Source organism: Kribbella antibiotica, assembly GCF_004349055.1.
GTDB classification, from domain to species: domain Bacteria; phylum Actinomycetota; class Actinomycetes; order Propionibacteriales; family Kribbellaceae; genus Kribbella; species Kribbella antibiotica.
In genome coordinates, this window is record NZ_SMKX01000073.1 from 1 (window position 1) to 25480 (window position 25480).

The following is a 25480-nucleotide window of genomic DNA, read 5'->3' on the forward strand; positions in this document are numbered from 1 at the left end:
GGATGGGGGTATGCGAGTGCTGATTGCGCCGGACAAGTTTGCTGGGACGTTGACTGCGGTGGAGGCGGCTGCGGCCATCGAGGAAGGGTGGCGGCGGCGGGATCCGGGGGCTGAGGTGCTGGTGGCGCCGATGGCTGATGGTGGGCCGGGGTTTATTGACGTGCTGTCGGCCGTGGTGGACGGGACGTTGCTGGCGGTGACCGTGCGGGGGCCGCTGGGGGTCGAGACTCCGGCGACGGTGCTGGTGGCTGGGGAGACGGCGTATATCGAGACTGCGCAGGCTTGTGGGCTGCATCTGGTGGAGCCGGCGGATCGGCGACCTGAGGCCGGTACGACGTATGGCGTGGGACAGCTCATTGCCGCCGCGGTCGATGCTGGGGCGAAACGGATCATTCTGGGGCTGGGCGGTTCCGGCACGAATGACGCCGGTGCGGGGTTGCTGGCTGCGCTGGGCGCGACCGCGGTTGACGGCGACCTGGCCGCTGGAGCGGCCGGGCTGGCTGAGCTGACGGCGGTGGACCTGGAGCCGGCACTCACCCGAGTGGCTGGGATCGAGTTCGTGGCGGCGAGTGACGTTGAGAACCCGATGCTCGGGCTGCGCGGCGCGACGAACATCTTCGGCACGCAGAAGGGCATCACCGACGAGCGCAAGCCGGCGGTGGATGGCTATCTGACCAAGTTCGCGGAGCTGGCCGGGCGGAAGACCGCCGACCAGAAGGGCGCGGGGGCGGCCGGTGGGCTCGGGTACGCGTTGTTGCTGCTTGGGGCCGAGCGGGTGTCCGGGATCGACCTGGTGGCCGAGCTGACCGGGCTGAAGGAGAAGGCGGCTCGGGTCGACCTCGTGATCAGCGGTGAGGGCGCGTTCGATTTCCAGTCGCGCGACGGCAAGGTGATCGCGGGGGTGGCGAAGGTCGCGAACGACGCGATGCGGCCGTGCGTCGTACTGGCCGGCAAGGTGCAGATCGGGTCGCGGGAGATGCGCACGATGGGGGTCGAGTCGGCGTACTCGCTGGTCGACGCCGTCGGCGAGGAGCAGGCCTTCGCGGACCCGCACGGGTCGCTGGCCACGGTGGCCGAGCGGGTGGCCAAAACGTGGGCACGGTGACAAGGATTCTTGATCCTCAAATTTGGTGTGCGACCATGGGAATGTTCGCGGACCGGCTGAGGTTGACCGGTGTTGACAGGATTTTTGCGAGATGACTGGAGTCAGGAATGACTGAAGCGCAGACCGAGCAGACCGTCGCCACGGGCTTGCTCCTCACCGACGGGGCCGCAGCCAAGGTGAAGGCGCTGCTCGACCAGGAAGGCCGCGACGACCTCGCGCTCCGGGTCGCGGTACAGCCGGGTGGCTGCTCCGGGCTCCGGTACCAGCTGTTCTTCGACGAGCGCAACCTCGACGGTGACGTCGTCACCGACTTCGACGGTGTGAGCGTCGTCACGGACCGGATGAGCGCGCCGTACCTCAAGGGTGCCTCGATCGACTTCGTGGACACGATCGAGAAGCAGGGCTTCACGATCGACAACCCGAACGCGACCGGGTCCTGCGCCTGCGGAGACTCGTTCAACTGATCTACACCTGCTGTGTAGCTTTTCCTGAGGCCCCCGGTCGCCCAAGTGGCGGCCGGGGGTTTTGGCGTTTTCCGGGCGTGTTCCATCCGGTGGCACTACGTTCGACCGTGTGAATCCAACGCTTGCTGGGTACTGACCGCCCGTGTGGGACTACATCGCGGAGAGACACGCGCAACTGCTCTACCAGAGCTATCAGCATCTGAGCCTGGTGATCCAGTGCGTGCTGCTGGCGACCGTGCTCGCCGTCGGGCTCGCGGTCTTTGTGCACCGCAACCCCCGAATCGCCGCGCTGGCCGGAGGGGTGAGCGCGATCGGTCTGACCATTCCGTCGTTCGCGCTGCTCGGTCTGTTGATCCCGCTGGCAGGCATCGGTACGGCGACCTCCGTGATCGCGGTGACCTTCTACGCGACCCTGCCGATCCTGCGGAACGCGGTCGTCGGCCTGGCGGGCGTGGACAGCACCCTGATCGAGTCCGCCCGCGGGATGGGGATGGGCGCCGTACGGACCTTGCTGCGGGTTGAACTGCCGCTGGCCTGGCCGGTCATCTTGGCCGGGGTCCGGGTGTCGGCGCAGATGTCGATGGGCATCGCCGCGATCGCGGCGTACGTGCTCGGTCCCGGTCTCGGCAGTTTCATCTTCACCGGCCTCACCCAGATCGGCGGTAAGAACGCGCTGAACTCGGCGCTGGTCGGCACCCTCGGTGTGGTTCTGCTCGCGCTGATCCTGGACGCTCTGCTGCTGCTCGCCGGCCGCCTGACCACCTCAAGGGGTATCCGTGTCTGACAACACCAATGAGACCGAGGTCAGCGGCGTCGACATCGACCTGATCGATGTCGTGAAGCGGTACCCGGGCCAGAAGCGCGCAGCCGTCGAGGGGCTCAGCCTGCACATCCCGGCCGGGGAGATCGTGATGTTCGTCGGCCCGTCCGGGTGCGGCAAGACGACCTCGCTGAAGATGATCAACCGCCTGATCGCGCCGACCTCGGGCACGATCCGGATCGGCGGTGAGGAGATCGGCAAGCAGGATGACGACGATTTGCGCCGCCGGATCGGGTACGTGATCCAGGGCGGCAGCCTGTTCCCGCACATGACGGTCACCCAGAACATCGCGCTGGTCCCGGGACTGCTCGGCTGGGACAAGCGCCGTACGGCGGAACGTGTCGACGAACTGCTTGAGCTGGTCGGCCTCGACCCGGCGCGGTATCGCGGCCGCTACCCGCGTGAGCTGTCCGGCGGGCAGCAGCAGCGAGTCGGCGTCGCGCGCGGGCTGGCCGCGGATCCGCCGGTGATCCTGATGGACGAGCCGTTCGGTGCCGTCGACCCGATCACGCGGCAGCGGCTGCAGGACGAACTGCTCAGCATCCAGGAGGAGCTGCGCAAGACGATCGTCTGCGTCACCCACGACTTCGACGAGGCGGTCAAGCTCGGCGACCGGATCCTGATCCTGACCGAAGGCGCGAACATCGCCCAGTACGACGTGCCAGAGGCGATCCTGGCCAATCCGGCGGACCGTTTCGTCGCGGACTTCGTCGGGGCCGGCGCCGCTTTGAAGCAGCTCACCTTGAGCCGGGTCAGCGAGATCGACCTCGGCCGCCCGACCGTCGCCCAGATCGGTGACTCGGCCGCAGATGTCTTGCGCGCCGCCCAGTCAGCCGGTGACGACTCAGTGGTGATCCTGGATGCGAAGCGCCGTCCGGTCGACTGGATGTGGACGCGCGACCTGCTGGACCTCGATCGCGTCCCCGCGCCTCACGACGATACCGACCTGGTCACCATCGACCGCCGAGCAACCCTGAACGATGCGCTCGACACGATGCTGGTGTCGAGCCACGGCAGCGCGGTCGTGACCGGGCGCCGAGACGAATACCTAGGGGTAGTCGACTTCCAGGCTGTGCTGACACGCATCCAGGACACGCACGACGAACACCATGGAGTGCCTGACCCCGAGGCAGTCGCATGACCACCGTTGATCGAGGCCCCGATACCTCCCGGGAAAACGTGGCCGATGCGAAGGCAGCGGCTGCGGGCCTGGCCAGTAGTCGAAAGCGGAGACCGGGGTGGCGACTCCTCCTAGGCCAGCCGTTGTTTGTGGCGGTCGTGGTGATCGCTTGGGCGATCTGGCGGTCACAAGCTGACTTGGACTCGATCGAGAAGCGGCAGCTGGACTGGACGTTGCTGGGGCGGCTCACGCTTGAGCACCTGAAGCTGACAGTCGTGGCGACGGTCATCGTGCTGGCGATCGCCGTACCGCTGGGGATTGCACTTACCCGCCCGCGGTTACGCCGCGCTGCCCCGCTCGTCGTCGCGTTCGCGAATGCGGGTCAGGCCGCGCCGGTCATCGGTCTGATCGTGCTGCTCGCGATCTGGCTCGGCTTCGGGTTCTGGACCGCGATCCTCGCGCTCTGCCTGTACGCGATCCTTCCGGTCCTGCGGAACACGATCGTCGGCCTCCAAGGCGTCGACCCAACCCTCGTCGAGGCCGGCCGCGGCATGGGCATGTCGAACCGCTCGGTCCTCGGCCGGATCGAGTTGCCGCTCGCCGTACCGGTGATCATGGCCGGCATCCGCACCGCACTCGTCCTAGTAGTCGGTACGGCGACCCTCGCAACCTTCATCGACGCCGGCGGACTCGGCGGCCTGATCACGACCGGCATCCGCCTGCTCAGGTATCCCGTGCTGATCAGCGGCGCGATCCTGGTCGCCGCGCTTGCGCTCCTGATCGACTGGGCCGGCCGCGTCCTCGAAGAGGTCACCCGGCCGAGGGGGCTCGAATGAAGAAACTCCTCGCCATCGCGATGACCCTGGTGCTGACGAGCTGCGGCCTTGGTACCAGCGGCGGAGTCGTCCCCAGCGGCTCGCTGAGCGGTCCGCTGAAGTCGACCCAACGGCTCGACGGCCTGAGCATCGGCGTCGGTTCGAAGAACTTCCAGGAGCAGATCATCCTCGGCAAGATGGCCGGGATCCTGCTGCAGTCCGCCGGCGCCAAGGTCAAGGACCTGACGAACATGCCGGGCAGCGACACCTCCCGGCAGGCGATGCTGCAGGACCAGATCCAGTTCTCCTGGGAGTACACCGGGACCGCCTGGATCTCCTATATGGGTCACGAGACCGGCATCCCGGACAAGCAGCAGCAGTACGACGCTGTCGCCAAGGAGGACCGGGAGAAGAACGGGCTGATCTGGCTCAAGCCCGCGCCGATGAACAACAGCTACGGATTCGCCGTCACCCGGAAGACCGCCGAGCGGCTGAAGATCAGCAAGCTCTCGCAGATCGAGTCGCTGCCCGCGAAGGAACGCACGTTCTGCGTCGAGTCCGAGTTCGCCAACCGCAACGACGGCTTCGAGCCGATGCTCAAGCACTATGGCGTTCCGCTCGGGTCGGGTGTTCCGCGGAACAACGTCCGCACGCTCGACACCGGAGCCGTGTACGCCGCCACCAGCAATGGTGACTGCCTGTTCGGCGAGATCTACACCACCGACGGCCGGATCAAGTCGCTGGATCTCGTCGTACTGGCAGACGACAAAAAGTACTTCCCGGCGTACAACGTCGTACCGGTGGTGAACAAGAAGGTGCTGGATCAGTACCCGCAGCTGCCGAAACTCTTCGAGCCCGTCTCCGACAAACTCACCGACGAGGTGCTGATCGACCTGAACGCCCAGGTCGACGTCGACGGACGCGAGCCCGCCGACGTCGCCATGGACTGGCTGGTCAACGAAGGATTCGTACTGCGCGACTAGTTTTTCACCACGACACGGGCAGGCAGGCCTGACGCGGGCCTGCGGCTCCGTGGTGATCGGTCGGCATCTCGTGGATCACGACAGCACGCTTCCCCGGCATCGGAGTGAACGGGACGGTCGTGGTCGCGCTTCCCGCCCCGGCGCCACTCACCGCGAAGTCCAGCCACACCTCCGTCGTCGCGTCCACCCGCGGCGGGACCTTCCCGGCAACGGTGTCGGAGTTGTAGTGCGGCCCGGCCGCAGCGCCGTCACCGGTGACGCAAGGCCCCGCATGCAGGTGGGCGCCGAATGCTCGGCCGCTCACTGACCGATCAATACCGCGAACCTGCAGTACGACGCGACTGTGGCCGCCGACCTGGATCATCGTGACCCGGGCGCGAGCGTGGTCGAACGGCCCGGCCGTGCCGAGCTGCAGATCACGAAGGTTGCCGTGGGCCACAACTACCTCAGCGGCCCCTGCCTGGGCAGACGCCGTACTGCCGACGGCAGCGGTCAGGAGGACCGCTGCCGTGGTTGCTGCGAGAAACTTGGGTACTGTCATGGCGTGAAAGTTAGGCTCCGAGCGCGGTGACGTGGGGGACCGACTCACGACTCCATCGAGCTGATGGGTGATCGTGCCCGCTTCGGCAGCAGCCAGGTGACGGCCAGGCTGACAATGAACAGCCCGATCGCGACCAGCACGGTCGTCTTGGTGGCGCCGAGAAACTCGTGCTCCGGTAGCAGCTGGAAGAACACAGTGCCCAGTACGGCGACACCGATCGCGCCGCCGAACTGTTGCATCGCAGTCAGTACTCCGGAGGCCGAGCCCGCAGCCTCGTCGTCGATCGATGCGAGGATGATGTCGAACAGAGGCGCGAACACCATGCCCGAGCCGATGCCGCAGGCAAGCATCGCCGGGACGAGGTTCCAGACCGTGGTGGCGGCACCGTAGTGGTGCAGGGTCAACCACATTCCGCCCATCGCCAGCGTCATCACGGCTACGCCGAGCTGGAGCGCCGTACGGCCGAGTTTGGGAGCGAGCAGACCGCCGGACAGCGCCGCGCCGATCGCGATACCGAGGGAGAACGGCACCATTGAGAGGCCGGCCTTGAGCGGGCTGTAGTGCAGACCGAGCTGGGTGAACAGGTTGAGCACCAGCGTGAACCCGGACATCGCCAGGAAGAAGGTGGTGATGACGGCGAGACCGGCGACGTACCCACGGCTGCGGAACAGTGACGGGTCGATGACCGGCTTGCCCGAGCGTCGCTCCCGCCAGACGAAGAGCGCGAAGACGGGGATCGACGCGACCATCATCACGATGATCCAGGCCGGCCAGCCGAGCTCGCGGCCCTGGACGAGCGGGTAGATCAGCATGGCCGAGGCAAGGCTGACCAGGATCACGCCGAGCGCGTCGAGTCGCTGCGCCCCGGCGGTCTTCAGTTCGGGCATGAACCGCAGTGCACCGAAGACGGCGATCAGCCCGATCGGGAGGTTGATGAAGAAGATCATCCGCCAGCCCTGGCCGAACCAGTCGGCGTCGATCAGGACACCGGCCAGGATCGGGCCGGCAACCGCGGACAGCCCATCACCGGGCCGAACAGCGAGAAGGCCTTGCCGATCTCGTGCGGTGGGAAGACGGACTTCAGGATTGCGAAGCCCTGCGGGATCATCACCGCGCCGAGCAGACCCTGCGCGACCCGGCTGCCGATCAGAAGTTCGGGGGAGGTGGCCAGCCCGCACAGCGCGGAGGCGATGGTGAAGCCGACCGCGCCGATCAGGAACAGCCGGCGGCGCCCGACCAGGTCGCCGAGCCGGCCGAAGGTGATCAGGCCGATCGCGAAGGCGAGCGTGTAGCCGGCCAGCATCCACTGCATCGCGGATTCCGAGCCGCCGAGCTCGGCGCGGATCGAGGGGGCGGCGATGTTGACGATGGTCGCGTCGACCAGGTCCATGATCTCGGCGACCAGCACGGTCGCGAGGACGATCCAGCGCCACCGGTACGGCGTACTGGTGGTGGCCGCGGGTTCCGCAGCGAGGGTGGGGGTGCTCATCGATGGCTCCACGGTGTCTCGGCAGGGTTCGAACGGTGTTCGTTGACGAACACTGTTTTACGTGCGAACACCGTTCGTGTCAAGTACAGTGTTCGCATGAGCCAATCTCCGTGGCAGCCGATCAGCCCGCCGAAACCCCCGCGCCCGGCCAAAGCGCCGCTGACCCGGGAGCGGATCGTGGATGCCGCGATGCGGCTGATCGTCGAGCACGGGTACGACGCGGTGTCGATGCGCAAGATCGCCCAGGAACTGGGGACCGGCCCGGCGTCGCTCTACGCGCACGTTGCGAACAAGGGCGAGCTCGACCAGCTCCTTGTCGATCGCGCGGCCCAGCAGATGAAGCTCAGCGACGAGCCGGATCCGGCCAACTGGCAGGAGCAGGTGAAGGACTACATGCGCGAGATGCTGCGCGTGATGCGAGCGAACCCGGGCGTCGCCCGGGCTGCGATCGGCCAGGTCCCGCTCGTTGAGCATGCGATGCTCAGCACCGAAAAGCTGCTCGCCATCCTGAAGGCGGGCCGTCTGCCTGACCAGGCCGCCGCGTGGGCAGCCGACCTGCTGCCGCTCTACGTCACCGCGGTCTCCTTCGAGGAGACCGTTCAGAACGCCTCCAACTGGACCCCCGCGGACGTCGAGCGGTTCGTCGGCGAGATGCGCACGTTCTTCGCCGATTTGCCGGCCGACCGCTTCCCGGTGACCGTCGCGCTGGCCACCGCCCTCACCGCAGGCGCGGGCGGCGACGAGCGCTTCGAATTCGGCATCCAGGTCATCACCGCCGGGCTGGCCTCGCTGGCCGAACCTAGCTAGACCTTCGTGATCGTCCCGGCGGCGCCGTCGATGGTGACGACATCGCCGGTCTGCAGCCGCGTGGTGGCATCCGGTACGGCGACCACGGCCGGAATCCCGTACTCGCGGGCCACGACCGCGCCGTGCGAGTTCGCGCCGCCCATCTCCATCACCAGTCCACCCGCGGTCAGGAACAGCGGCGTCCATCCCGGATCGGTCGAAGGCGCGACCAGGATTTCGCCCGGCTCCAGGTGAGCGCCGGTCGGCTCGAGGATCACTCGCACCTTCGCTGTGACCGTGCCCGCCGAGGCCGGGCTCCCGACCAGGGCACCCGGGGTCACCTCGGTCACCACCAACGTCTCCGGCTCCACGCCGTCGGACTGGATCAGCCGCGGCACCCGGCGCCGCCGTACCTCCTGCTCGTACGACGCACGGCGCTCGGCCACGATGAGTCGCAGATCGCCCGGCGAGCGGATCTCGCGCAGGTCGAGGAAGAACACGTCGGTGGGGGAGTCGAGGCGACCGGCCGCGACCAGCTCGGCACCCACCTGCCGCAGCTCGCGCCGGGCCGCGGCGAGGATGCGAATCAGGAGGAACTTCGGCGCCTCCCGCAAGCCGGCGAGCTCGCGCGTCCGGTGCAGAGCGAACCGGACGATCCGGCCCTGCAGCGGGCTGACCCGTAGGGCCAGTTCCGCGATCTTGGCCTCGGCCGCCGCCGTCCCCGCCTTGAACTGCAGATCGGGCGCGAGCGCCGGATCGGTGAGCCGCAGGTAGTTGGTCAGTACGCCGATGATGTGCGCCGGATCCTCCGACCAGCGCGGCAGGCCGAGGTCGATCTCCGCGACCGCGCGATGACCGTACTCCGCGAGAAAGGCGGTCAGCCCGTCCTGCGCGGCCTTCGGCAGGATGCCTTTTCGATAGCGCTCGGCAATGATCTCGGTCTTCTCCGCGAAGGCGGTCGCTGATGACTCGTCGCCGCGGATCTGCTGCGCGAGTGACCACAGTTCGAGGTCCATCTCGGTCGTCACGTTGTGCGGGAGCCCACGCAGCACGGTCTGCAGCTCACCCGGCCGGACCGCCTTGCCAAGCACCTTCCGCGCCAAGGCCATCATCGCGAATCCGACCGCAGGAACGGGCAGCAGGCGCGGGATCATCGGTGCGACCTCGGTCCGGAGCAGACGCTCGACGAAATCCAGCCGGCCGGTCGCCGACCGCGAGGTGGCGACGAGCAACCGCGTCAGCCGCGCGGAGTTCCGCCGTACGAGGAAGTGCGCCAAGGAAGGCGACGCGATCGCGGCCAGCGCCCGCACTGGAGCTCCGCCGCGGATCAGGAACCGCACGATCCGGCCGCCGACGTTCCGGCGCGACGAGGTCAGCACGCTGAAGTGCGGATCGTCGAAGACCTGGCGCAGGACGATGGCCGAGCGGGCCTCCATCACGTCGAAGATGCGCGGCACGATCGCTCGGCCGACGGTACTGCGAACTGCCGGGGTGAGGTCGATGAAGAATCGCTGCCCGGCCTCGGTGAACGCCGCCGGGCCGTCGAGCGGCTCGTCGACCTGGACCCTGAGCATCTCGGCCGCCGACGTCCCGATCAGCCGAATCCCGGCCAGCCCCATCGGGGTGATCGGCCGGGTCAGACCCTGCGCGAGACTCCCGCAAAGGTAGATCCGCGGACCCGACCCCTCCATCCGCTGCGGCGGAATCGGGTAGAGAGTCGTGATCGGCCGGGCCTGCGTCAGCCAAAGCTTGCCCTCGGCATCGAGCGCCCACTCGGTGTCCTGCGGCGAACCGTAGTGATCCTGAACCTTCCCGCCGAGCGTCGCAAGCGCGCGCACCTGCTCGTCGGTCAGGCAGTCATGGACGAGTGTCCGCTCGTGGATCGCGCCGCTGGCCGTGTCGACGACGAAATGATCCGGGTTCACCGAACCGGAAACCACGGCCTCGCCGAGCCCTGGCGCCGCGTCGATGACGGCCTCGTTGCGCCGGCCGGTGACCGGGTTGGCGGTGAACAGCACGCCCGCGGCTTTGGCGTCGACCATCCGCTGGACGACGACCGCGAGCGCGACCGTGTCCTGGTCGACCTCGTTGGTCTCGCGATAACTCCAGGCGCGATCGGTCCACAATGACGCCCAGCAACGCCGTACGGCGTCCACCACGGCATCGGGACCGACGATCTCGAGATAGGTGTCCTGCTGCCCAGCGAAGCTCGCGAACCCGAGGTCTTCGGCGGTTGCCGACGACCGCACGGCCACTGCCACGTCGGTCCCGAGCCCGTCGTAGGCCGCCCGGATTGCCTGCTCGATCTCGGGCGGCACCGCGGTTGCGAGGATCGCGTCGCGCCTGCTGACCGCGTCGCCGGTCGTTGGCGCGACCTCGCGGTAGGCCGCCGTCGTCACGCAGAAGCCATCCGGCACCGGGAAGCCGGCGCGGAGCAGGATCCCGAGATTGACCGCCTTGCCGCCGGCCGCGTCCAGCCCACCGGCGCCGACCTCGTCCAGTTCCACTACCCAGTCAGTCATCAGACCCTCCTCCTGCGTGAACAGCAGGTTAGCGACTCGGCGAACCAAAATTCAATACGTGATGAATTACCGGCGGTCATGATGTCGGTCACTGCAGTAGCCGGAGGGCGGCCAGCACATAAGCCCGGGCCGCGATCGCGAGCTCGGCGATCGGGACCGACTCGTCGGCGCGGTGTGCTTGGTCGGCCACCGATCCCGGACCGAGGATCACGACCGGTACGCCGAGATCGCGGTCGATGTAGCCGCCGTCGCAAGCCGCCCCCCAGCCGGCCAACGGCAGATCCGGCCCACCGGCTTCGCGACGCGCGGCCTCGGTGATGGTGACCAGATCGGCGTCGGCCGGAGTCTCGAACGGCGGCATCTCCATCGGCATCTCGAGATCGACCGTCAGGCCACGGTCCTCCAGATGCAGGGCGGCGACGCGCTCGCGCAGATCCTGCAAGACAGCTGCTGGTGACTCGCCAGGCAGGAGCCGCCGGTCGGCGATTACCACGCATTCGGCCGGCACGATCGAACCACCCGTGCCGCCGTTGATCTGGCCGACGCTCCAAGCGGCCGCGCCGAGTAGCGGATGCGGGTTCGCGGCCAGCTCGGCGTGCAGCCGCTCGATCTCGGTGATGATCGCAGTCGCGCCATAGATCGCATTGGCTCCGGCCGCCGCATTGCCGGCGTGAACCGCACGCCCGTGCACCGCGACCCGCAGATAGGAGTCGCCGCGCGCCGCGATGATCGTCTGCAGATCAGTGGGCTCCGCGGTGATGCAGCCGACGTACTCGCGCGGGCTGTCGGCGACGAAAGCGCGGATGCCCTTCCCGGTCTCTTCCTCGTCGACGACAGCCGCGAGCTCGACCGGTCCGCGCAGGTCGACGTCCCGCAAGGCAGCGAGCGCCGCCACCGCGGCAGCCAGCCCGCCCTTCATGTCGGAGGCGCCACGTCCGTAGACCCGGCCGTCGCGGACCTCAGCGCCGTACGGGTCGGTTGTCCACCCATCACCCACCGGTACGACGTCAGTGTGGCCGAGCAGAAGCAAGCCCGGGCCGGTGCCGTTGCCGACGCTCAGGCTGATGTTGTCCCGCCCCGGCTCGACGGTCGTGGTCGTGATGGCCAGCCCGAGCTCGCGGCCGACCGCCTCGAGCACGGCGACGGTCGCGGCCTCTTCTCCGGGCGGATTCTGGCCGGTCGCGCGGACCAGCGCCGTACAGATCCTGAGCAGTAGGTCCTCGTCGATCCGGGCGAGCACACGCTGTTCTTCGGTGGTCGTCATTGCGCCGGCTCCGAGACGATCGTGAATTCCAACGGCGCGAAGGACACATTCAGCCGGACGTCCACGGTCATCCGCCCCTCGCTGATCCGGCACCGGAACTCGGCGGCGTGCGGTCCCGCGAGCCAGCGGATCGTGCCGACCAGCGTGTCACCGTCGCCGGCCGCGCTGGTGACCACCCGCTCGGTCTCCGTGCCGGCGACACCGCCCGACGGGAGGCCCGGCTGCTCGTGCCAGTCGCCCGCTGCGAAGCCATACCCATCCTCGGCGGCCTTGTCCTGCTCGAACTTGAAGAAGTTGAAGAACGTCAAGTAGGCGCTGCCATCGGCATCCCAGCGCACCGACTCCAGGAAGCCCGGGTTGTCCTTGAACGTGTAGGTCGTCCCATCGCCGCCCTGCGGCACCGAACCACTCGGCGCCGGCAACTCCAGCTGCTCGGGCCGCGCCACCACCGGCACCTCCTTGCCGTCGAGTGCGGGCAGCAGGTGCTCCCAGAAGAGCTCCAGCTCGGCCTGCATATCGGAGGCGGCACTCGTCACGGCCAGCACCGCGTCGTGCTCAGGGAGGACCAGGATGAACTGACCGAACGCACCGTCGGCGCGATAGGTGTTGTGCCGGCCGCGCCAGATCTGGAAGCCGTAGCCCTGTTGAGAATCCGGGTTGTTCTCGCTGGCGTTGGACACCTGCTTCGAGGTGGCTGCCTCGAACCACTCGGCCGAGACGAGCTGCTGGCCCTCCCAGACCCCGCGCTGCAGCATCAGCTGGCCGAACTTCGCCAGCGACTCGGCGCTGAGGCTCAAACCCCAGCCGCCGAACGTGATGCCCTCCTTCGAGGATCCCCAGGTCGCCTCGGTGATCCCCAGCGGCGCGAACAGCCGTGTCTGCAGATACTCCAGCAGTGTCTCGCCGCTGACCTTCTGCAGAATCGCGGACAACATGTACGTCGCGCCGCTGTTGTAGACGAACGGCGATCCGGGCTCGTTCTCCACCTCGAGGCTGAGGAACCTGCGCACCATCCGGCTGTCCCGGCTGAGGGTCTCAACAGTGTCCTGAGAATGCCCGGTCGACATCGTCAGCAGGTGCCGGACCGACATCGCAGCGAGGTTGTCGCTGATCGTCTCCGGCAGGTCCTCGGGCCCGAAGAACGACACCACCTTGTCGTCGATCGACAGCAACCCGGCGTCAGCGGCCAGGCCGATCGCGGTCGAGGTGAAACTCTTCGAAACCGAATACAGCAGGTGCTGATCGGTCAGCCGGTACGGCGCCCACTCCGCCTCCAGCACGATGTGGCCGTGCCGCACCAGCGTCACGGTATGGAACTCCTGGGCGGATCGATCGAGCGCGGCGACAAATGCGTCGAGCGACGCGGCGGATAGACCCTGGCTGTCCGGGGTACTGCGTGGAAGGCTGCTCACCCCAGGCACGCTATCTCCCCGGACGGACAAAAATCAGTTGAGTTCTTTGCACGCGGCAGTGATCGTCAACCCGATCAAGCAGACCGATCTAGATGCGTTCCGTGACACCGTGGGGGAGGCCTTGACCGCTCGCGGGGTCGAGACCGTCTCCTGGTTCGAAACCACCGCCGAGGACGCCGGGGTCGCGATGGCCCAGGAGGCGATCGCCGCGACGGTCGACCTGGTCCTGGTGGCCGGCGGCGACGGCACAGTCCGCGTGGTCTGCGCCGAGCTGGCCGGCTCCGGCATCACGGTCGGGGTTCTCCCGGCCGGCACCGGCAACCTGCTGGCTCGCAACCTCGGGATCTCGCTCGTCATGGAGCAGGCGCTTGCTCAGGTGCTCGACGGCACCGACCGCCGGATCGACAGCGTGCGGATCACCGGCGACGACCTCCCCGACGACCGGTTCGTGGTGATGGCCGGTCTCGGACTGGATGCGGCGATCATCGACGACGCCCCGGACGATCTGAAGAAGCGGGTCGGCTGGGCGGCGTACGTCATCTCCACGGTGAAGAACCTGAACCACCCGGCATTCAAGGTCGAGCTCACCATCGACGACCAGAAACCGATCCGCCGCCGCGCCCGCACCGTGGTGATCGGCAACGTCGGCACCCTGCAGGCGAACATTCCGCTCCTGCCCGACGCCAGCGCCGACGACGGCCTCATCGACGTCGTCGTCCTGGCGCCCAAGCGCATCAGCCACTGGCCGCGCCTGGTCCTCAGCCTGGTCATCAAACGCTGGCGGGAGCGCGACATCGAACGCTTCACCGGCAAGCGCATCCAGGTTCGAAGCGACCGCCATACCCGGCGTCAGCTGGACGGCGACATGATCAACCCCGGCCGCATTCTCACAGCCGAGGTCGATCCGTCATCGCTGGTAGTGCGAGTCCCTAACTAGCTAGTGCACCAGTACGGCGACAGTCCGCGCCGGCACCTGCACTGTCCCGGACGACGCGGTCCAGGTGGTCTGCTTGACCACCGGGTCGCTGCCATTCGCCTGGACCGGTGAGAGCTTCAGTGTCTGCCCGGCCAGTCCGGGCACTGTCTGGGTCACAGCCGACCCAGTGGTGTTGAAGACGACCAAGACGCCCTTGAGCGCCGGGTCGACGTTCGGGCCGACGGTGTCGTCGATGCGCATCGTCACGACACCAGGCGTCGAGCCACTCAGCGGATAGCTCAGCTTGGCCTTGATCAGGTCCGCAGAACCGAGCCGGAACAGCGGTGTGGAGAACCGGAGCTTGAGGAGATCAGCAGCCGCCGCAGATGCGGTCTGTACGTCGCCTGCACTCGGCTTAAGAGCCGGATTGCTCAGTAGCGGCTTGATGTATTGCCACTTCTCCTCGTTGTCAGTCTTCGGCGGCAGACCGTGCCCGAAGCCGTTGTCGGCGCCGGTCCAGTCGAGCGTGTTGAACCAGTCACCGGAGTCGTAGGAGTTCCGATCCAACGACTTGCTGCGCAGCAGGTCCGCACCCGCATGCCAGAACGACGGTGTCTGCGCGAGTGCGGTCGTTGCGAGCGACAGCGTGTTCATCCGGACCCGGTCCGCCATCGGCAGGTCAGCCGGCAGCTTGTAGGTCAGGGTGTCCCACAGCGTTTCGTTGTCGTGCGCATCGACATACGTGACGACCTCATCCGGCTGGTCGGCGTACCCGGCCGGGGAGCCGTTGTAGTCGACCGCATCACCCCGCACCGGCGCGCCAGTCTCCGCAGAGCGGAAGCTGAACGACCGCAGGTTGCCGGCCAGACCCAGCTGGACCAGATCGGTGTCGTGAGCGAGTCGCTTGGCCCGGTCTGCTGCGGAGCCGTTGATCGGATCGCCGTTCGGGTCACTGGCCGCGCCAGAACCGAAGCCCTGCACCCGCGGGTTGTCGTCGAACGGACCGCCGCCACGCACCGCGTCCCGCAGCCGGTCTGAGAAGGTGCCAATCCCAGTCCCGCCGAGATTGCCCTGCCGCGCCTGCTCGAACAGGGCGTCGTCGGCGACCTCACCGAAGTTCCAGCCCTCGCCGTACAGGTAGATGCGCTTGCCGTCGACACCGTCTTTGGCCAGCGTCAGCTTGTCGAGCGCGGCCCGCACCTTGAGCATGTTCGCCTTGGTGTGGTGTCCCATCAGGTCGTAGCGGAAGCCGTCGACCCGGTAGTTGCGCGCCCAGCTCACGGTGCCGTCCACCATGATCTTCTCGGCCATGGCGTGCTCAGTGGCGATGTTGCTGCAGCAGGTCGAGGTCTCGACCTTCCCGGTCGCGTTCAGCCGCTGGTAGTACCCGGGCACCACCTTGTCGAGTACCGACGTCGGTGCCTGCCCAGAGGCCGGCGTGTGGTTGAACACCTGATCCAGTACGACGCGCAGTCCGGACCGGTGCAGTCCGCCGACCATGGTGCGGAATTCGGCGACCCGCGCGAGCCCGTCCTTCTGCGTCGCGTACGAGCCCTCCGGCGCCAGCCAGTGGAAGGGGTCATAGCCCCAGTTGAACCCGTCCTTCGCAGCCACCGCAGTCACACAGGCCTGCTGCTGCTCAGAGTCCGCAGGCAGTGCCTTCAGATCACACGCAGGCGTCTGCTGACCCGTCTCCGGGATGGAGGCGATGTCGAACGTCGGCAGCAGGTGGACCGTGTTCAGCCCGGCCTCCGCAAGCTTCTTGAGGTGCTTGCTCCCGTTGCCGTTGTCAGCAAAGGCCAGGTAGGTCCCGCGGTGCGCAGCCGGAACAGTCGGGTCGCTGATCGAGAAGTCCCGCACATGCAGCTCGTAGATCGTCGAGTCGACAGACTTGGCCAGCTTCGGAGCCGCAGTGTTCGACCACAACGCAGGCTTCCCAGCTGGGTCGTCCAGGTCCACTGCGACCGAATGCGTCGAGTCGGTCGTCAGCGCGACCGAGTACGGGTCAGTGACGACGTTCGTCTCCACCTTGCCGGTGCTGGGCGCATAGACCTTCACCTCGTACCGGTACGACGCGTTCTTGAACGACTTCGGTCCCTTGACCGACCAGGAGCCGTCGTCAGCACGCAGCATCGCCAGCTGCTGCGATCCGACGAGCAAGGCCACGCTCTGCGCGGTCGGAGCCCACAAGCTGAAGGTCGGAGTGCCAGAGCGCCACGTCACACCGTACGAGTGATCCGTCGCGCTCTTGTACACATCGTCAAGCACGCCAGGGATCTGTACGCCGGTAGCATCCAGCAGCCGCCCGGCGTCGTCGTACTGGGCCAGTCCGAGCTGGCCGGTCAAGATCTTCCGCACGTCTGCATGGTCGAGTCGCAGCGTCGTGTACCCAGGCCGCACCTCACGCGAGTCGTAGCGGAGCCCCACCGACGTACCGCCGATGTCGTCCGCGTCGATCTTCAGTCCGCCGGTCGTCGACCAGTGCAGGCGCCAGCGCGACCGCTCCGGATGCGCAACCGCCGGTACGGCGAGAGTGTCGCGGGAGAGCCAGTAGGCCTTGGCCTGGCTGAGGTCCGGCTGCGCACCGGGCTTGGAGGTCGTCACTGTGAGAGTGTGCGTCGCGAGCACGTACGAGAACGTGACGACGAGCCCATCGCCGGGCACTGTGATGGGTACGTTCTGAGCCGGGTAGCTCTCGTCGAACGAGAGGTTGTGCGCGACCTTGGCCTCATAGCTGCCCGCTCCGATCTCACTCGTCGACCAGGTGTACGTGCCGTCACCATCGGCGTCCGTCAGCCAGGGTCGCATGCAGGACGGGTCCCAGTCGGCCGGACAACCCAGCTCGGACTGGAACGAGCCGGGCACCGTGATGATCGGCCCCTCCGCACTAGAGGTGGCGAAGTGTCGGCCCTGCTCGTAGTAGAACGTCGTCGGTCCTGCCGGAGCCGTGTAGGAGATGTTGCCACCGTTCTGGTTGCCCCCGGCCCCGTAGTTGACGTCCCAGTTCTTGTTGAGCGCAGCCTTGTACGCATGCTCACCGGCCGGGATCGTGTAGGTGCCCTTCCACACTTTGTCCTTCGGGTCGAGAGTCAGCTGTGCCTGGTCGCAGTCCGGTGACCAGTCCGCCGGACAGCCCATCTCGCTGTTGTGGTCGCCCGGAACGCTCACGTTGGCCGGCTGTACGACCGGTCCGGTCTCACCGCTGCCACCTGGCTTGGGCGCATCGCCGACCACGCCGTACGAGCCGGAGACCGAGTAGTGCCCGGCGGAATCCCGCAGGACAGCGCGGTACTCGAGCAGCGTCCCCTTGGGCAGTCCGCTGACATCCTGGAACACCCGGTACGGCGCGTTGTCGTCAGAGCCGAGCCGCTGCCAGGCCGTCGTACCCACTGGGCGGTAGCCGAAGGTCACTGTGACCGGAGTGTTCGCCGGAACCGCCGCACTGATCTCAGCGCGACCACCAACGACCCCACCGGGCTCAGGAGCGCTCAAATAAACAGCAGGTGCCTTAGAAGGCGCAGGCACCTTACTCAGAGCCTGGTACACCGTCACCGACAGAGGCGGCTGACTGAGCAGCACCCGACCCTCACGGTCGGTCCGAATCGGCTTGGAGCCGCCATAGACCGGCCTGAGCCAAGTGTTCGACCCGTACGTCGGAATGGTCGCGGTCTTGGCCGTGGTCGCGTTGTTGGCGACCACCAGGTACTCCACGTTGTCCGCACCGACCCGGCTGAACGCGTAGAGCCCACCGGAGTTCGATGAGTACCGGTGCACCTGCCGTCCGTCAGTCAGGGCTGGGTACCTGGAGCGCAATTGAGCCAGCGCCGCAATGTGCCTGTACATCGGCGCACTGGCGTCGTACCGGTCCTTGCTGCCGATCGTCGTTGTACCGGTGCCGTCCACGACCTCGTCATCGGCGTAGTCGGTGGTCTTGGTCGCGAACATGTCCTGCCGCGCGTCCTTGTCACCACCCGGCCCGGTGAACCCCTGCTCGTCGCCGTAGTACACAACCGGCTGGCCACGGGTCAGGTACATCAGTGAGTGCGCCAACTTGTCGCGGGCGAGCAGTTCCGGCCCGTTCGCACCGCCCTGCTTCAGGAACGTGCCCACTCGACCCATGTCATGGTTGCCGAGGAACGTGGGCAGTTGGTACGCGTTGGAGTCCGCATCGGTGTAGTAGTCATCACCTGCGTAGAGGTCCCGCACCTTGGTCGCGGGGTCGCCCTTGGCGAACGTCACCGCGTTCTGCTGGAACCCGAAGTCCAGCGTCGCCTGCAGCGCGCCCGCGGTCGTGTACGTCGACATGAACTTCGGATCCGCGTCGTACACCTCACCGAACATGAAGAACTTCTTCGAGCCGGCATCACGAGCAGCCTTGAGAATCGCCGGCGAGAACTTCTGCCAGAACTCGAGGTTCACGTGCTTGACCGTGTCGATCCGGAAGCCGTCGATCCCCAGCTCGGCCCACGTCTTGTAGACGTCGATCATCCCGTCCCGCACCCGCGGCTGCTCGGTGAACAGGTCGTCCAGCCCGACGAAGTCGCCGTACTCGGCCGATTCACCGGCGAACGTCGAGTCACCGCGGTTGTGGTAGAGCGTCGGGTCGTTCAGCCAGGCCGGGACCTTCACGGTCTCGTCGGCCGGGGTCTTGAAGACCGGCACATTCGGGAACGACGTGTTCCGGTCCAGCGGCGGGAAGGTGTCCCCGCCGGCGAAGGTCTTGTCATCGAACACGTTCCCGGCCGCGTCCTTGTACGGCGAAGTCGACTTCGGGATGTAGCCGTACTGCCCGGACTGGTAAGCGATCACATCGGCGGTGTGGTTGGTGATGATGTCGAAGAAGACCTTCATCCCCTTGCGGTGCGCCTGGTCGATCAGCCGCTTCATGTCCGCGTTGGTGCCCAGGTGCGGATCGATCTGGGTGAAGTCGGTGATCCAGTAGCCGTGGTAGCCCGCACTGACATCAGCACCGGCGCCCTGCACCGGCCGGTTCTTGAACGACGGCGTGAGCCAGATGGACGTCGTACCGAGGTCCTTGATGTAGTCCAGCTTCTGGATCACTCCGGTGAGGTCACCACCGTGGTAGAAGCCCTTGTCGGTCGGGTCCAGCCCGGTCTGCAGCCGGTCACCGGTCAGACCGCCGGAGTCGTTGCTCTTGTCGCCGTTGGCGAACCGGTCCGCCATCAGGAAATAGAAGCGCTCCTTGGTGAGGTCCTGCAGCAGGCTGGGGGAGGCCAGTGCCTTGTCAGCCGCGGTCACACCGGTGCCAGCCAGGTCCACTGGCTTCACCGAGACCACATGCGTCTTGTCGTCGTAGCTGAACGACAGCTTGGTCGGCCCCTCGATCCGCAGCGGGATGTTCGGCCCGTTCAGCACCCCACCGGCGCCGTAGTTCTCGTCCCAGCCCCCGTTGACAGTCACCTTGTACTCGTACGAGCCAGCTGGCACGTCGAACACCTTCGTGTACGGCGCTGCGCCGCCCAGACTGCTCGCCGTACAAGCGGGGTCCCAGTCACCCGGACATCCCAGCTCGCTCTGTAGTGAGCCGGTCAGTGTGATGAGCCGCTCTGCTGACACCTGTGCCTGTGCCGGAGCCCCCAGCCCCAGGACCACCATCGCTGCGGCCGCTACCCCTGCTGTCCAACGCCTGAACCCACGCATTGCTGTCCCCTCCCGTGCCGGTCCCCGGGGACGCTAGCCCGCGCTCCAGAGGCACGGAAGGCTTCGAACGTCACAAAAGCGACAGCCCTGATCGAAAGGGTTGCGAAATGGACTAGACCGGTATTTTCTGAGGAGATCTCCACCGCCCTGAAGGGACCTCCGCCCATGATTGTCCGCTGGTTACTGGTCGCTGCGCTCGCCGTCGGCGCGCTGACGACCGCTGCTCCCGCCGCTACAGCCGACGACCTGCCCACCCTGCCCGCGCTGAGCCCGGCCCCGCAGTCGATCCGCCGGCTCGGCGCAGACCTGCGCTCAGCCCCCACAGTCGTCAAAGAGACCGGTACGGCGAGCGAGCGCGCCGCCGGTGCGCTGTCCGCCTGGGCTCTGCCGTCCGCTGTCACTCTGAAGCCCGGTGGCTACGTTCTAGGCATCGGCTCCTACCAAGGCGAGCACCTGGCGGTCCTGGTCGGCCATGACCCCGCCGGCACCTTCTACGGCGAGCAGACGCTGGCCCAGCTGACCCGCTCCGGCGCAGTGCCCAGTGTTGCCGTCGTCGACGAGCCTGCATTCGCACTGCGCGGTGGCATGGAGTCCTTCTACGGTCAGCCCTGGAAACAGGCCGACCTGCTGAACCACCTCGACTTCATGGGCCGCCACCGGCTCAACGCCTTCCAGTACACCGTCAGCGGCGATGCCCACACCGCCGGCGCCAAGTGGCGGGAGCCCTACGCCGGTGCGGAACTGGACCGGATGCGGGAAGCGATCCAACGCGCCAAGGCGAACCACGTGGAGTTCATCTACCGCGTGAACCCCGAGGCGAACGCCGGCGAGGCCAAGGACGTGATCTGCCATGCGAAGGCGGAGGACAAGAACGCGCTGATCGCCCGCTACCAGCAGCTCTGGGACCTCGGCGAGCGGATCTTCTCGGTCGGCTGGGACGACGTCAACGGCATCTTCCGTTGCCAGCTGGACCAGGACACGTTCGGCTCCGACGCCAGCCCGCTGGCCGCCGCTCAGGCGCATGTGGTGAACGACGTCTACAACCGCTTCGTCAAGACGCATCCCGGCGCCCGCCTGGTCACAGTCCCCAGCGAGTACTGGGGGAACGGCTCCTCGCCGTACCGGACGCGCTTCACCGCGCTCATCCCGGCGGACGTGGACATCTTCTGGACCGGCCCGGAGGTGGTGTCACCCACGATCACGACGACCGATGCCGCGGCCGCGTCCCAGGCGTTCGGTGGCCGCAAGCTGCTGATCTTCGACAACTATCCGGTGAACGACTTCGCGCCGATGTCGCAACACCTCGGCCCGCTGGTCGGCCGGGACGCCGGACTGCCGCAGTACGCGACCGGCTTCATGATCAACGAGATGCAGGAGGCGGAGCCGTCGCTGCTGGCCCTCGGCACCGCCGCGGAGTACGCCTGGAACCCCACTGCGTACAAGCCACAGGAGGCCTGGTCCCGGATGATCACCGAACTCGGTGGTCCGGCGGCCGACGCACTCCGCCGGTACGCCGAGGTGCACACCGGACCGGCGGTCCTCGCCGACCCGTCGGCGCCACTCACGCCGCTCGTCCGCGCGTTCATGACGACCTACCGCAGCGGCGGCGACCTGAGTGCTCCCGCCACTGCGCTCACCGGATACCTCGAGCGTCTGGGCGCAGCACCGGCCGAACTGCGGGACAAGCTGAACAACCAGTCGTTCAAGGATGACTCCGGGCCGTGGCTCGATCGCACCGAGAAGAGAGCCCGGGCCGGTATCGCCGCAGTGCGTGCGCTGCAGGCCAAGGCAGCCGGTGACCTGACTGGCTATCGGGCGCAGTGTGAGGCTCTGTATGCCGCCCTCGCCGAAGGCAACACCTCCTTCCGGTACGCCGTCCCCGGCAGTCTCGACGACCTGCTCGACCTGGCCGGAGTGAGCCGAGGGACTGATGCGGTGCGGCACGACGACGGCACCATGTCCGTGTACGAGCGGAGCAAGACCGGCGCTGTCCAGACCGCATGGCAGCGGACTCCCGGCAGCGCCTGGGAACCCCTCGTTGACCTGCCCCCAGTAGCGGCAGCCGGGAAGCCAGAGGTCGTCGTACGACGGGATGGCGGGCTGACCGCGTTCGTCCGGAGCACCGACAACCGGATCCGGACCAGTCGGCAGAGCGCGCCGGGTGGCACGTGGAGTAACTGGGAGCTGGTGCTGGATGTCGCGGTCGGCGGTGACCCGACAGCGATCGTCGGTGACGACGGGCTGGTCAGTCTGTTCGCTCGCGGCGCCGATGGGCTGCTGCAGACAATCTGGCAGAGCGGCAACGGCTGGCGGATCGCCTCGCTCGGCGGAAAGCCCATGGTTGGTAAGCCGGCTGTGGATGTCACCCTCGACGGAGTCCTGACCGCGGTAGTGCGTGGAGCCGACAACGTCCCGCGGACTAGCTGGCAGTCGAGTGTCGGCGGTGACTGGGTCCAGCCCTGGCAGGATCTGCCGGGCTCGATCGGCTCGGACCCGGACCTGGTGATGAGTTACACCGGATCTTTCAGTCTCTTCTATCGCGGTACGGACAACGGCGTCTACACGAGCTGGCAGCCCAGCCGCGGTGCCAAGTTCTCAGTGCCAGTCCGGTTGAGTGGCATCACCGCGCAGGGCAATCCACGCGCCACGCTCGACAACCTTGGCGGACTTACTCTGACGGTCCGCGGCTCCGACAACCGCGCCTGGACCATGTGGCAGAAGACGCCTGGCGGTGACTGGCAGCACGGCTGGGTGAACGACCAGGTGGTGGCCTACTCCGATGTCCGCGTGATCGACAGCCTGACCGGAGCAGGCTCGACCTTCACGATCGATGCCACCGGCAAGCTCCGGACCGCATGGCAACCGATGTTCGGTGGGCTGTGGAACGGCTGGGCCGACCTGGGCGGCTCCCTCAGCTGAACAATTAGCTGAACAAGCCGGGCAGCGTCGACTCGATCGGAGTGCGCAGCACAGTCGTCGCCTCCTCGTCGTACGGCGTCTCCTGTGCATTCACGATGACTAGTGGTTTACCCGCCCGCAGGGCGATGTCGCACAGACCTGCGGCCGGGTAGACCTGCAGTGAGGTACCGATCGCGACGAACACGTCAGCTGCCTCGGTAGCAGCGACTGCAGCGTCCAGGACGGCCACGTCGAGCGACTGTCCGAAAGAGACCGTGGCGGACTTCAGAATGCCACCACACAGCTCACAGGCCGGGTCCTCGTCACCGGCGTCCAGCCGGGGGAGGACCTCGGCCATCGGGATCCGGTGCTCGCACTGTAGGCAGTCGACGAACCAGACCGTGCCGTGCAGCTCGTGCACAAGTCCTGGCGACGAACCGGCCTTCTGATGCAGACCGTCGATGTTCTGCGTCACCAGGCCGGTCAGCCGGCCTTGACGCTCCAGTTCGACCAGGGCGAGGTGGCCGGCATTCGCCTCGGCTGTCCACGCCGGTGCGGACAGCCGGAACTTCCACGCCTCCACCCGCACCTCGCGACGAGCGACGTACTCGTCGATGTCGAACATCGCCTGAGCCGCCGGGTTCCGCGTCCACAGTCCCTGCGGCCCACGGAAGTCCGGAATCCCGGATGCGGTGGAGATCCCGGCACCCGTGAGTACGGCGATACGTTCAGCGTCGATCACGCACCGGACTGTATCCAGTCCGTCGCCAGCACCGACATCATGACCTCGTCGACCCACTCGCCGTCCCACAGCAGCGCATCCCGGAACACACCCTCGACCACGAACCCGGCCTTCTCGTACGCGCGCTGTGCCCGCGGGTTGAACACGTAGACGCCGAGGCTGATCCGGTGCAGGCCGATCTCCTCGATCCCGTAGCCGACGATCAGCCGCGTCGCCTCGGTCCCGAGACCGCGCCCCTGCCCGGCCGGCCCGATCAGGATCCGGAAGTTGCACGACTGGTTGTCCGGGTCCCACTCGTTGAGCACCGCCTCGCCGACAACGTCCCCTGAGGCCTTGTCCACGATCGCCAGGTCCAGGCGGTCGGTCTGGTCCTGCCGGGTCCGGTACCACTCGCGAGCCTTCTCCTCGCCGATCTCGCCGTGGCTACCGGTCAGCCGGCCAACATCGGGGTCAGCCATCGCAACAGCGAGCGCTGGGTAGTCGTCCTCGGTCACCTGCCGCAGGATCACCAGTTCGCCGGTCAGAGTCGGTTTGTCTGAGAAAGAGTGCTTGTCAGGAGAGGCGGTCACCTCGCGGAGTGTGTCAGCTCACCCGCCGGACCGCATAAGCATTTTCGGCGGCCGACACCAGTTCCTGCGACCGCATCCGGCACCAGGCCGGGATGTCTGTCGCCGCAGCCGGATCGTCGGCCAGCACGGTGATGGTGTCGCCGACCGCCACGGTCGGTAGCGCTTTGGCCAGTTTGATCACCGGGAGTGGGCACAGCAGCCCACGACAGTCCAGCTCGAGGTTCACATCCCCACCTCCGCCCGGATCCGCTGCACGATCCCCGGCAGCACCCTGCAGAACCGGTCGATCTCGCCGTACGTCGTCGTCCGGGCCAGCGAGACTCGGACGTTCCCATGGGTGAGCACACCCATCGCTGCCAACACGTGTGACGGTCGCAACGTACTCGACGTACAGGCGGACCCGCTGGAGACGGAGAAGCCCTCAGCGTCCAGTGCGGTCACCAGCGCCTCGCCGTCCACGTACAGACACGAGAACGTGAGCACGTGCGGCAGCCGGTCCTCCGGATCACCCACTACCTCCACATCCGGCACATCCGCCCCGACCCGCTGCCGGATCTCCGCGATCCAGCCCCGGTGCTGCCGGTCGAGCTCAGCTGCCTCCGCCAACCGCGCCTGCAGCGCAGCCGCAGCAGCCAGCAGGTTGGGCACGTCCGGGAACCCGGGGGAGAGTCCGTCCTCCCGCTCGTCCATCGGCCAGGCTGGTGCGATCCGTGTGCCCTTGCGCACAGCCAGCAGTCCCACACCGGCCGGCCCGCCCCACTTGTGAGCGCTTGCCGTCAGCACCGACCACCCATCTGAAACAACCTCATGTCCGATCGACGCCGCTGCGTCGACAAAGAGTGGCACCGGGCCGCACGCCGCTGCGGCCGCCTCAATCGGCTGCCGGGTGCCCACCTCATGGTTAGCAGATTGCAACACGGCCACCGCGACTCCCGGCTTCCGCACCGCCGCAGCGAACGCATCCAGGTCCACCCGCCCATGCAGGTCCACCCCGATCTCCACCCCGGCCTCACCCGCCGTGTGCAGTACGGCGGAGTGCTCCACCGCGCTATGCACCACAGCGCCTCCGACACGCCGTCGAGCAGTCAGTACGGCGGACAGTCCGGCGTGGATGGCCGCCGTACCGGAGGTGGTCAGGTAGAGCTCGTCAGGGCGCACTCCGAGGCCCTGGGCAAGCACTGCCCGGGCGTTGTCGAGCAGGAGCCGAGCCGTCCGTCCTTCGTGGTGCAGGCGGACCGGATCGGCCCACCCGGAATCCACTGCCGAGAGCAACATTTCCCGCGCGGCGGGATGCAGGGGCTCCGCCGAGGCGGCGTCGAGGTACGCACGCTCATTCACAAGGGAAACGCTAAGGGCTACCTGTGCGCAAACGG

Annotated in this window: 20 protein-coding genes; 9 read left to right on the top strand and 11 right to left on the bottom strand. The window is 67.2% G+C overall.

Features of this window, described 5'->3' with window-relative positions:
• The 6 genes from E1263_RS23400 to E1263_RS23425 form a co-directional block, all read left to right on the top strand.
• Window positions 1-1105, top strand: a 1105-nt coding sequence (locus E1263_RS23400; protein ID WP_238161453.1) for a glycerate kinase family protein, incomplete at its 5' end; no start/stop codon positions are given.
• A 107-nt stretch (window positions 1106-1212) separates the two neighbouring features.
• Complete coding sequence (gene erpA, locus E1263_RS23405; protein WP_132170868.1) at window positions 1213-1569, top strand: iron-sulfur cluster insertion protein ErpA; 357 nt, start codon at window positions 1213-1215, stop codon at window positions 1567-1569.
• 142 nt (window positions 1570-1711) lie between these two features.
• Complete coding sequence (locus E1263_RS23410) at window positions 1712-2353, top strand: ABC transporter permease (protein ID WP_132170870.1); 642 nt, start codon at window positions 1712-1714, stop codon at window positions 2351-2353.
• Window positions 2346-3530 carry an ABC transporter ATP-binding protein gene (locus E1263_RS23415; protein WP_132170872.1) on the top strand — a complete coding sequence of 395 codons (1185 nt, stop codon included), beginning with the start codon at window positions 2346-2348 and terminating at the stop codon, window positions 3528-3530. The genes E1263_RS23410 and E1263_RS23415 overlap by 8 nt, the downstream gene beginning before the upstream one ends.
• Window positions 3527-4345 (top strand): ABC transporter permease, encoded by an 819-nt coding sequence (locus tag E1263_RS23420; protein WP_132170874.1) that lies wholly within the window; start codon window positions 3527-3529, stop codon window positions 4343-4345. Before E1263_RS23415 ends, E1263_RS23420 begins: the two co-directional genes overlap by 4 nt.
• Window positions 4342-5307, top strand: coding sequence for a glycine betaine ABC transporter substrate-binding protein (locus E1263_RS23425; protein WP_132170876.1), 966 nt, complete (start codon window positions 4342-4344; stop codon window positions 5305-5307). The genes E1263_RS23420 and E1263_RS23425 overlap by 4 nt, the downstream gene beginning before the upstream one ends.
• 4 nt (window positions 5308-5311) lie before the next feature.
• Here E1263_RS23425 and E1263_RS23430 read toward each other — a convergent pair whose 3' ends face one another.
• Genes E1263_RS23430 through E1263_RS44085 form a run of 3 tightly spaced genes read right to left on the bottom strand, consistent with a single transcriptional unit; the run spans window position 5312 to window position 7337 of the window.
• A complete protein-coding gene (locus E1263_RS23430; RefSeq protein ID WP_132170878.1) occupies window positions 5312-5848 on the bottom strand; it encodes a superoxide dismutase family protein in 537 nt (178 codons plus the stop codon).
• 44 nt (window positions 5849-5892) lie between these two features.
• Window positions 5893-6867: an MFS transporter gene (locus tag E1263_RS43320; RefSeq protein WP_272949687.1), complete on the bottom strand. Its 975-nt coding sequence runs from the start codon at window positions 6865-6867 to the stop codon at window positions 5893-5895.
• Window positions 6828-7337, bottom strand: coding sequence for an MFS transporter (locus E1263_RS44085; RefSeq protein ID WP_202869013.1), 510 nt, complete (start codon window positions 7335-7337; stop codon window positions 6828-6830). The genes E1263_RS43320 and E1263_RS44085 overlap by 40 nt, the downstream gene beginning before the upstream one ends.
• Window positions 7338-7433: 96 nt before the next feature.
• Here E1263_RS44085 and E1263_RS23440 point away from each other — a divergent pair, with 96 nt between their 5' ends.
• Entirely contained in the window at window positions 7434-8144 is a 711-nt protein-coding gene (locus E1263_RS23440; protein ID WP_132170880.1) for a TetR/AcrR family transcriptional regulator, read from the top strand.
• Here the strand turns inward: E1263_RS23440 and E1263_RS23445 are convergent.
• From E1263_RS23445 to E1263_RS23455, 3 genes are all read right to left on the bottom strand, one after another.
• Window positions 8141-10645, bottom strand: a complete 2505-nt coding sequence (locus E1263_RS23445) for a PEP/pyruvate-binding domain-containing protein (RefSeq protein WP_132170882.1) — start codon at window positions 10643-10645, stop codon at window positions 8141-8143. The two genes, E1263_RS23440 and E1263_RS23445, sit on opposite strands and share 4 nt — an antisense overlap.
• Before the next feature lie 88 nt (window positions 10646-10733).
• Complete coding sequence (locus tag E1263_RS23450) at window positions 10734-11909, bottom strand: ArgE/DapE family deacylase (RefSeq protein WP_132170884.1); 1176 nt, start codon at window positions 11907-11909, stop codon at window positions 10734-10736.
• Window positions 11906-13321, bottom strand: coding sequence for a serine hydrolase domain-containing protein (locus tag E1263_RS23455; RefSeq protein WP_238161454.1), 1416 nt, complete (start codon window positions 13319-13321; stop codon window positions 11906-11908). Before E1263_RS23455 ends, E1263_RS23450 begins: the two co-directional genes overlap by 4 nt.
• A gap of 37 nt (window positions 13322-13358) precedes the next feature.
• Between E1263_RS23455 and E1263_RS23460 the strand changes: the two genes are divergently transcribed.
• Window positions 13359-14258: a diacylglycerol/lipid kinase family protein gene (locus E1263_RS23460; RefSeq protein ID WP_238161456.1), complete on the top strand. Its 900-nt coding sequence runs from the start codon at window positions 13359-13361 to the stop codon at window positions 14256-14258.
• Here E1263_RS23460 and pulA read toward each other — a convergent pair whose 3' ends face one another.
• Window positions 14259-19898 (bottom strand): pullulanase-type alpha-1,6-glucosidase, encoded by a 5640-nt coding sequence (gene pulA / locus E1263_RS23465; protein ID WP_132170888.1) that lies wholly within the window; start codon window positions 19896-19898, stop codon window positions 14259-14261.
• Window positions 19899-20063: 165 nt separating this feature from the next.
• Between pulA and E1263_RS23470 the strand changes: the two genes are divergently transcribed.
• Window positions 20064-22817, top strand: a complete 2754-nt coding sequence (locus E1263_RS23470; protein ID WP_132170890.1) for a beta-N-acetylglucosaminidase domain-containing protein — start codon at window positions 20064-20066, stop codon at window positions 22815-22817.
• 4 nt (window positions 22818-22821) lie between these two features.
• Here E1263_RS23470 and E1263_RS23475 read toward each other — a convergent pair whose 3' ends face one another.
• The 4 genes from E1263_RS23475 to E1263_RS23490 are packed head-to-tail and all read right to left on the bottom strand — an operon-like array spanning window position 22822 to window position 25445.
• On the bottom strand, window positions 22822-23538 hold the full coding sequence (locus tag E1263_RS23475) for an SIR2 family NAD-dependent protein deacylase (RefSeq protein WP_202869014.1): 717 nt from the start codon (window positions 23536-23538) through the stop codon (window positions 22822-22824).
• Window positions 23535-24107: a GNAT family N-acetyltransferase gene (locus E1263_RS23480; protein ID WP_132170892.1), complete on the bottom strand. Its 573-nt coding sequence runs from the start codon at window positions 24105-24107 to the stop codon at window positions 23535-23537. The genes E1263_RS23475 and E1263_RS23480 overlap by 4 nt, the downstream gene beginning before the upstream one ends.
• A 13-nt stretch (window positions 24108-24120) precedes the next feature.
• On the bottom strand, window positions 24121-24333 hold the full coding sequence (locus tag E1263_RS23485) for a sulfurtransferase TusA family protein (protein WP_132170894.1): 213 nt from the start codon (window positions 24331-24333) through the stop codon (window positions 24121-24123).
• Window positions 24330-25445, bottom strand: coding sequence for a cysteine desulfurase family protein (locus E1263_RS23490; RefSeq protein WP_202869015.1), 1116 nt, complete (start codon window positions 25443-25445; stop codon window positions 24330-24332). Before E1263_RS23490 ends, E1263_RS23485 begins: the two co-directional genes overlap by 4 nt.
• Window positions 25446-25480 lie beyond the last annotated feature (35 nt).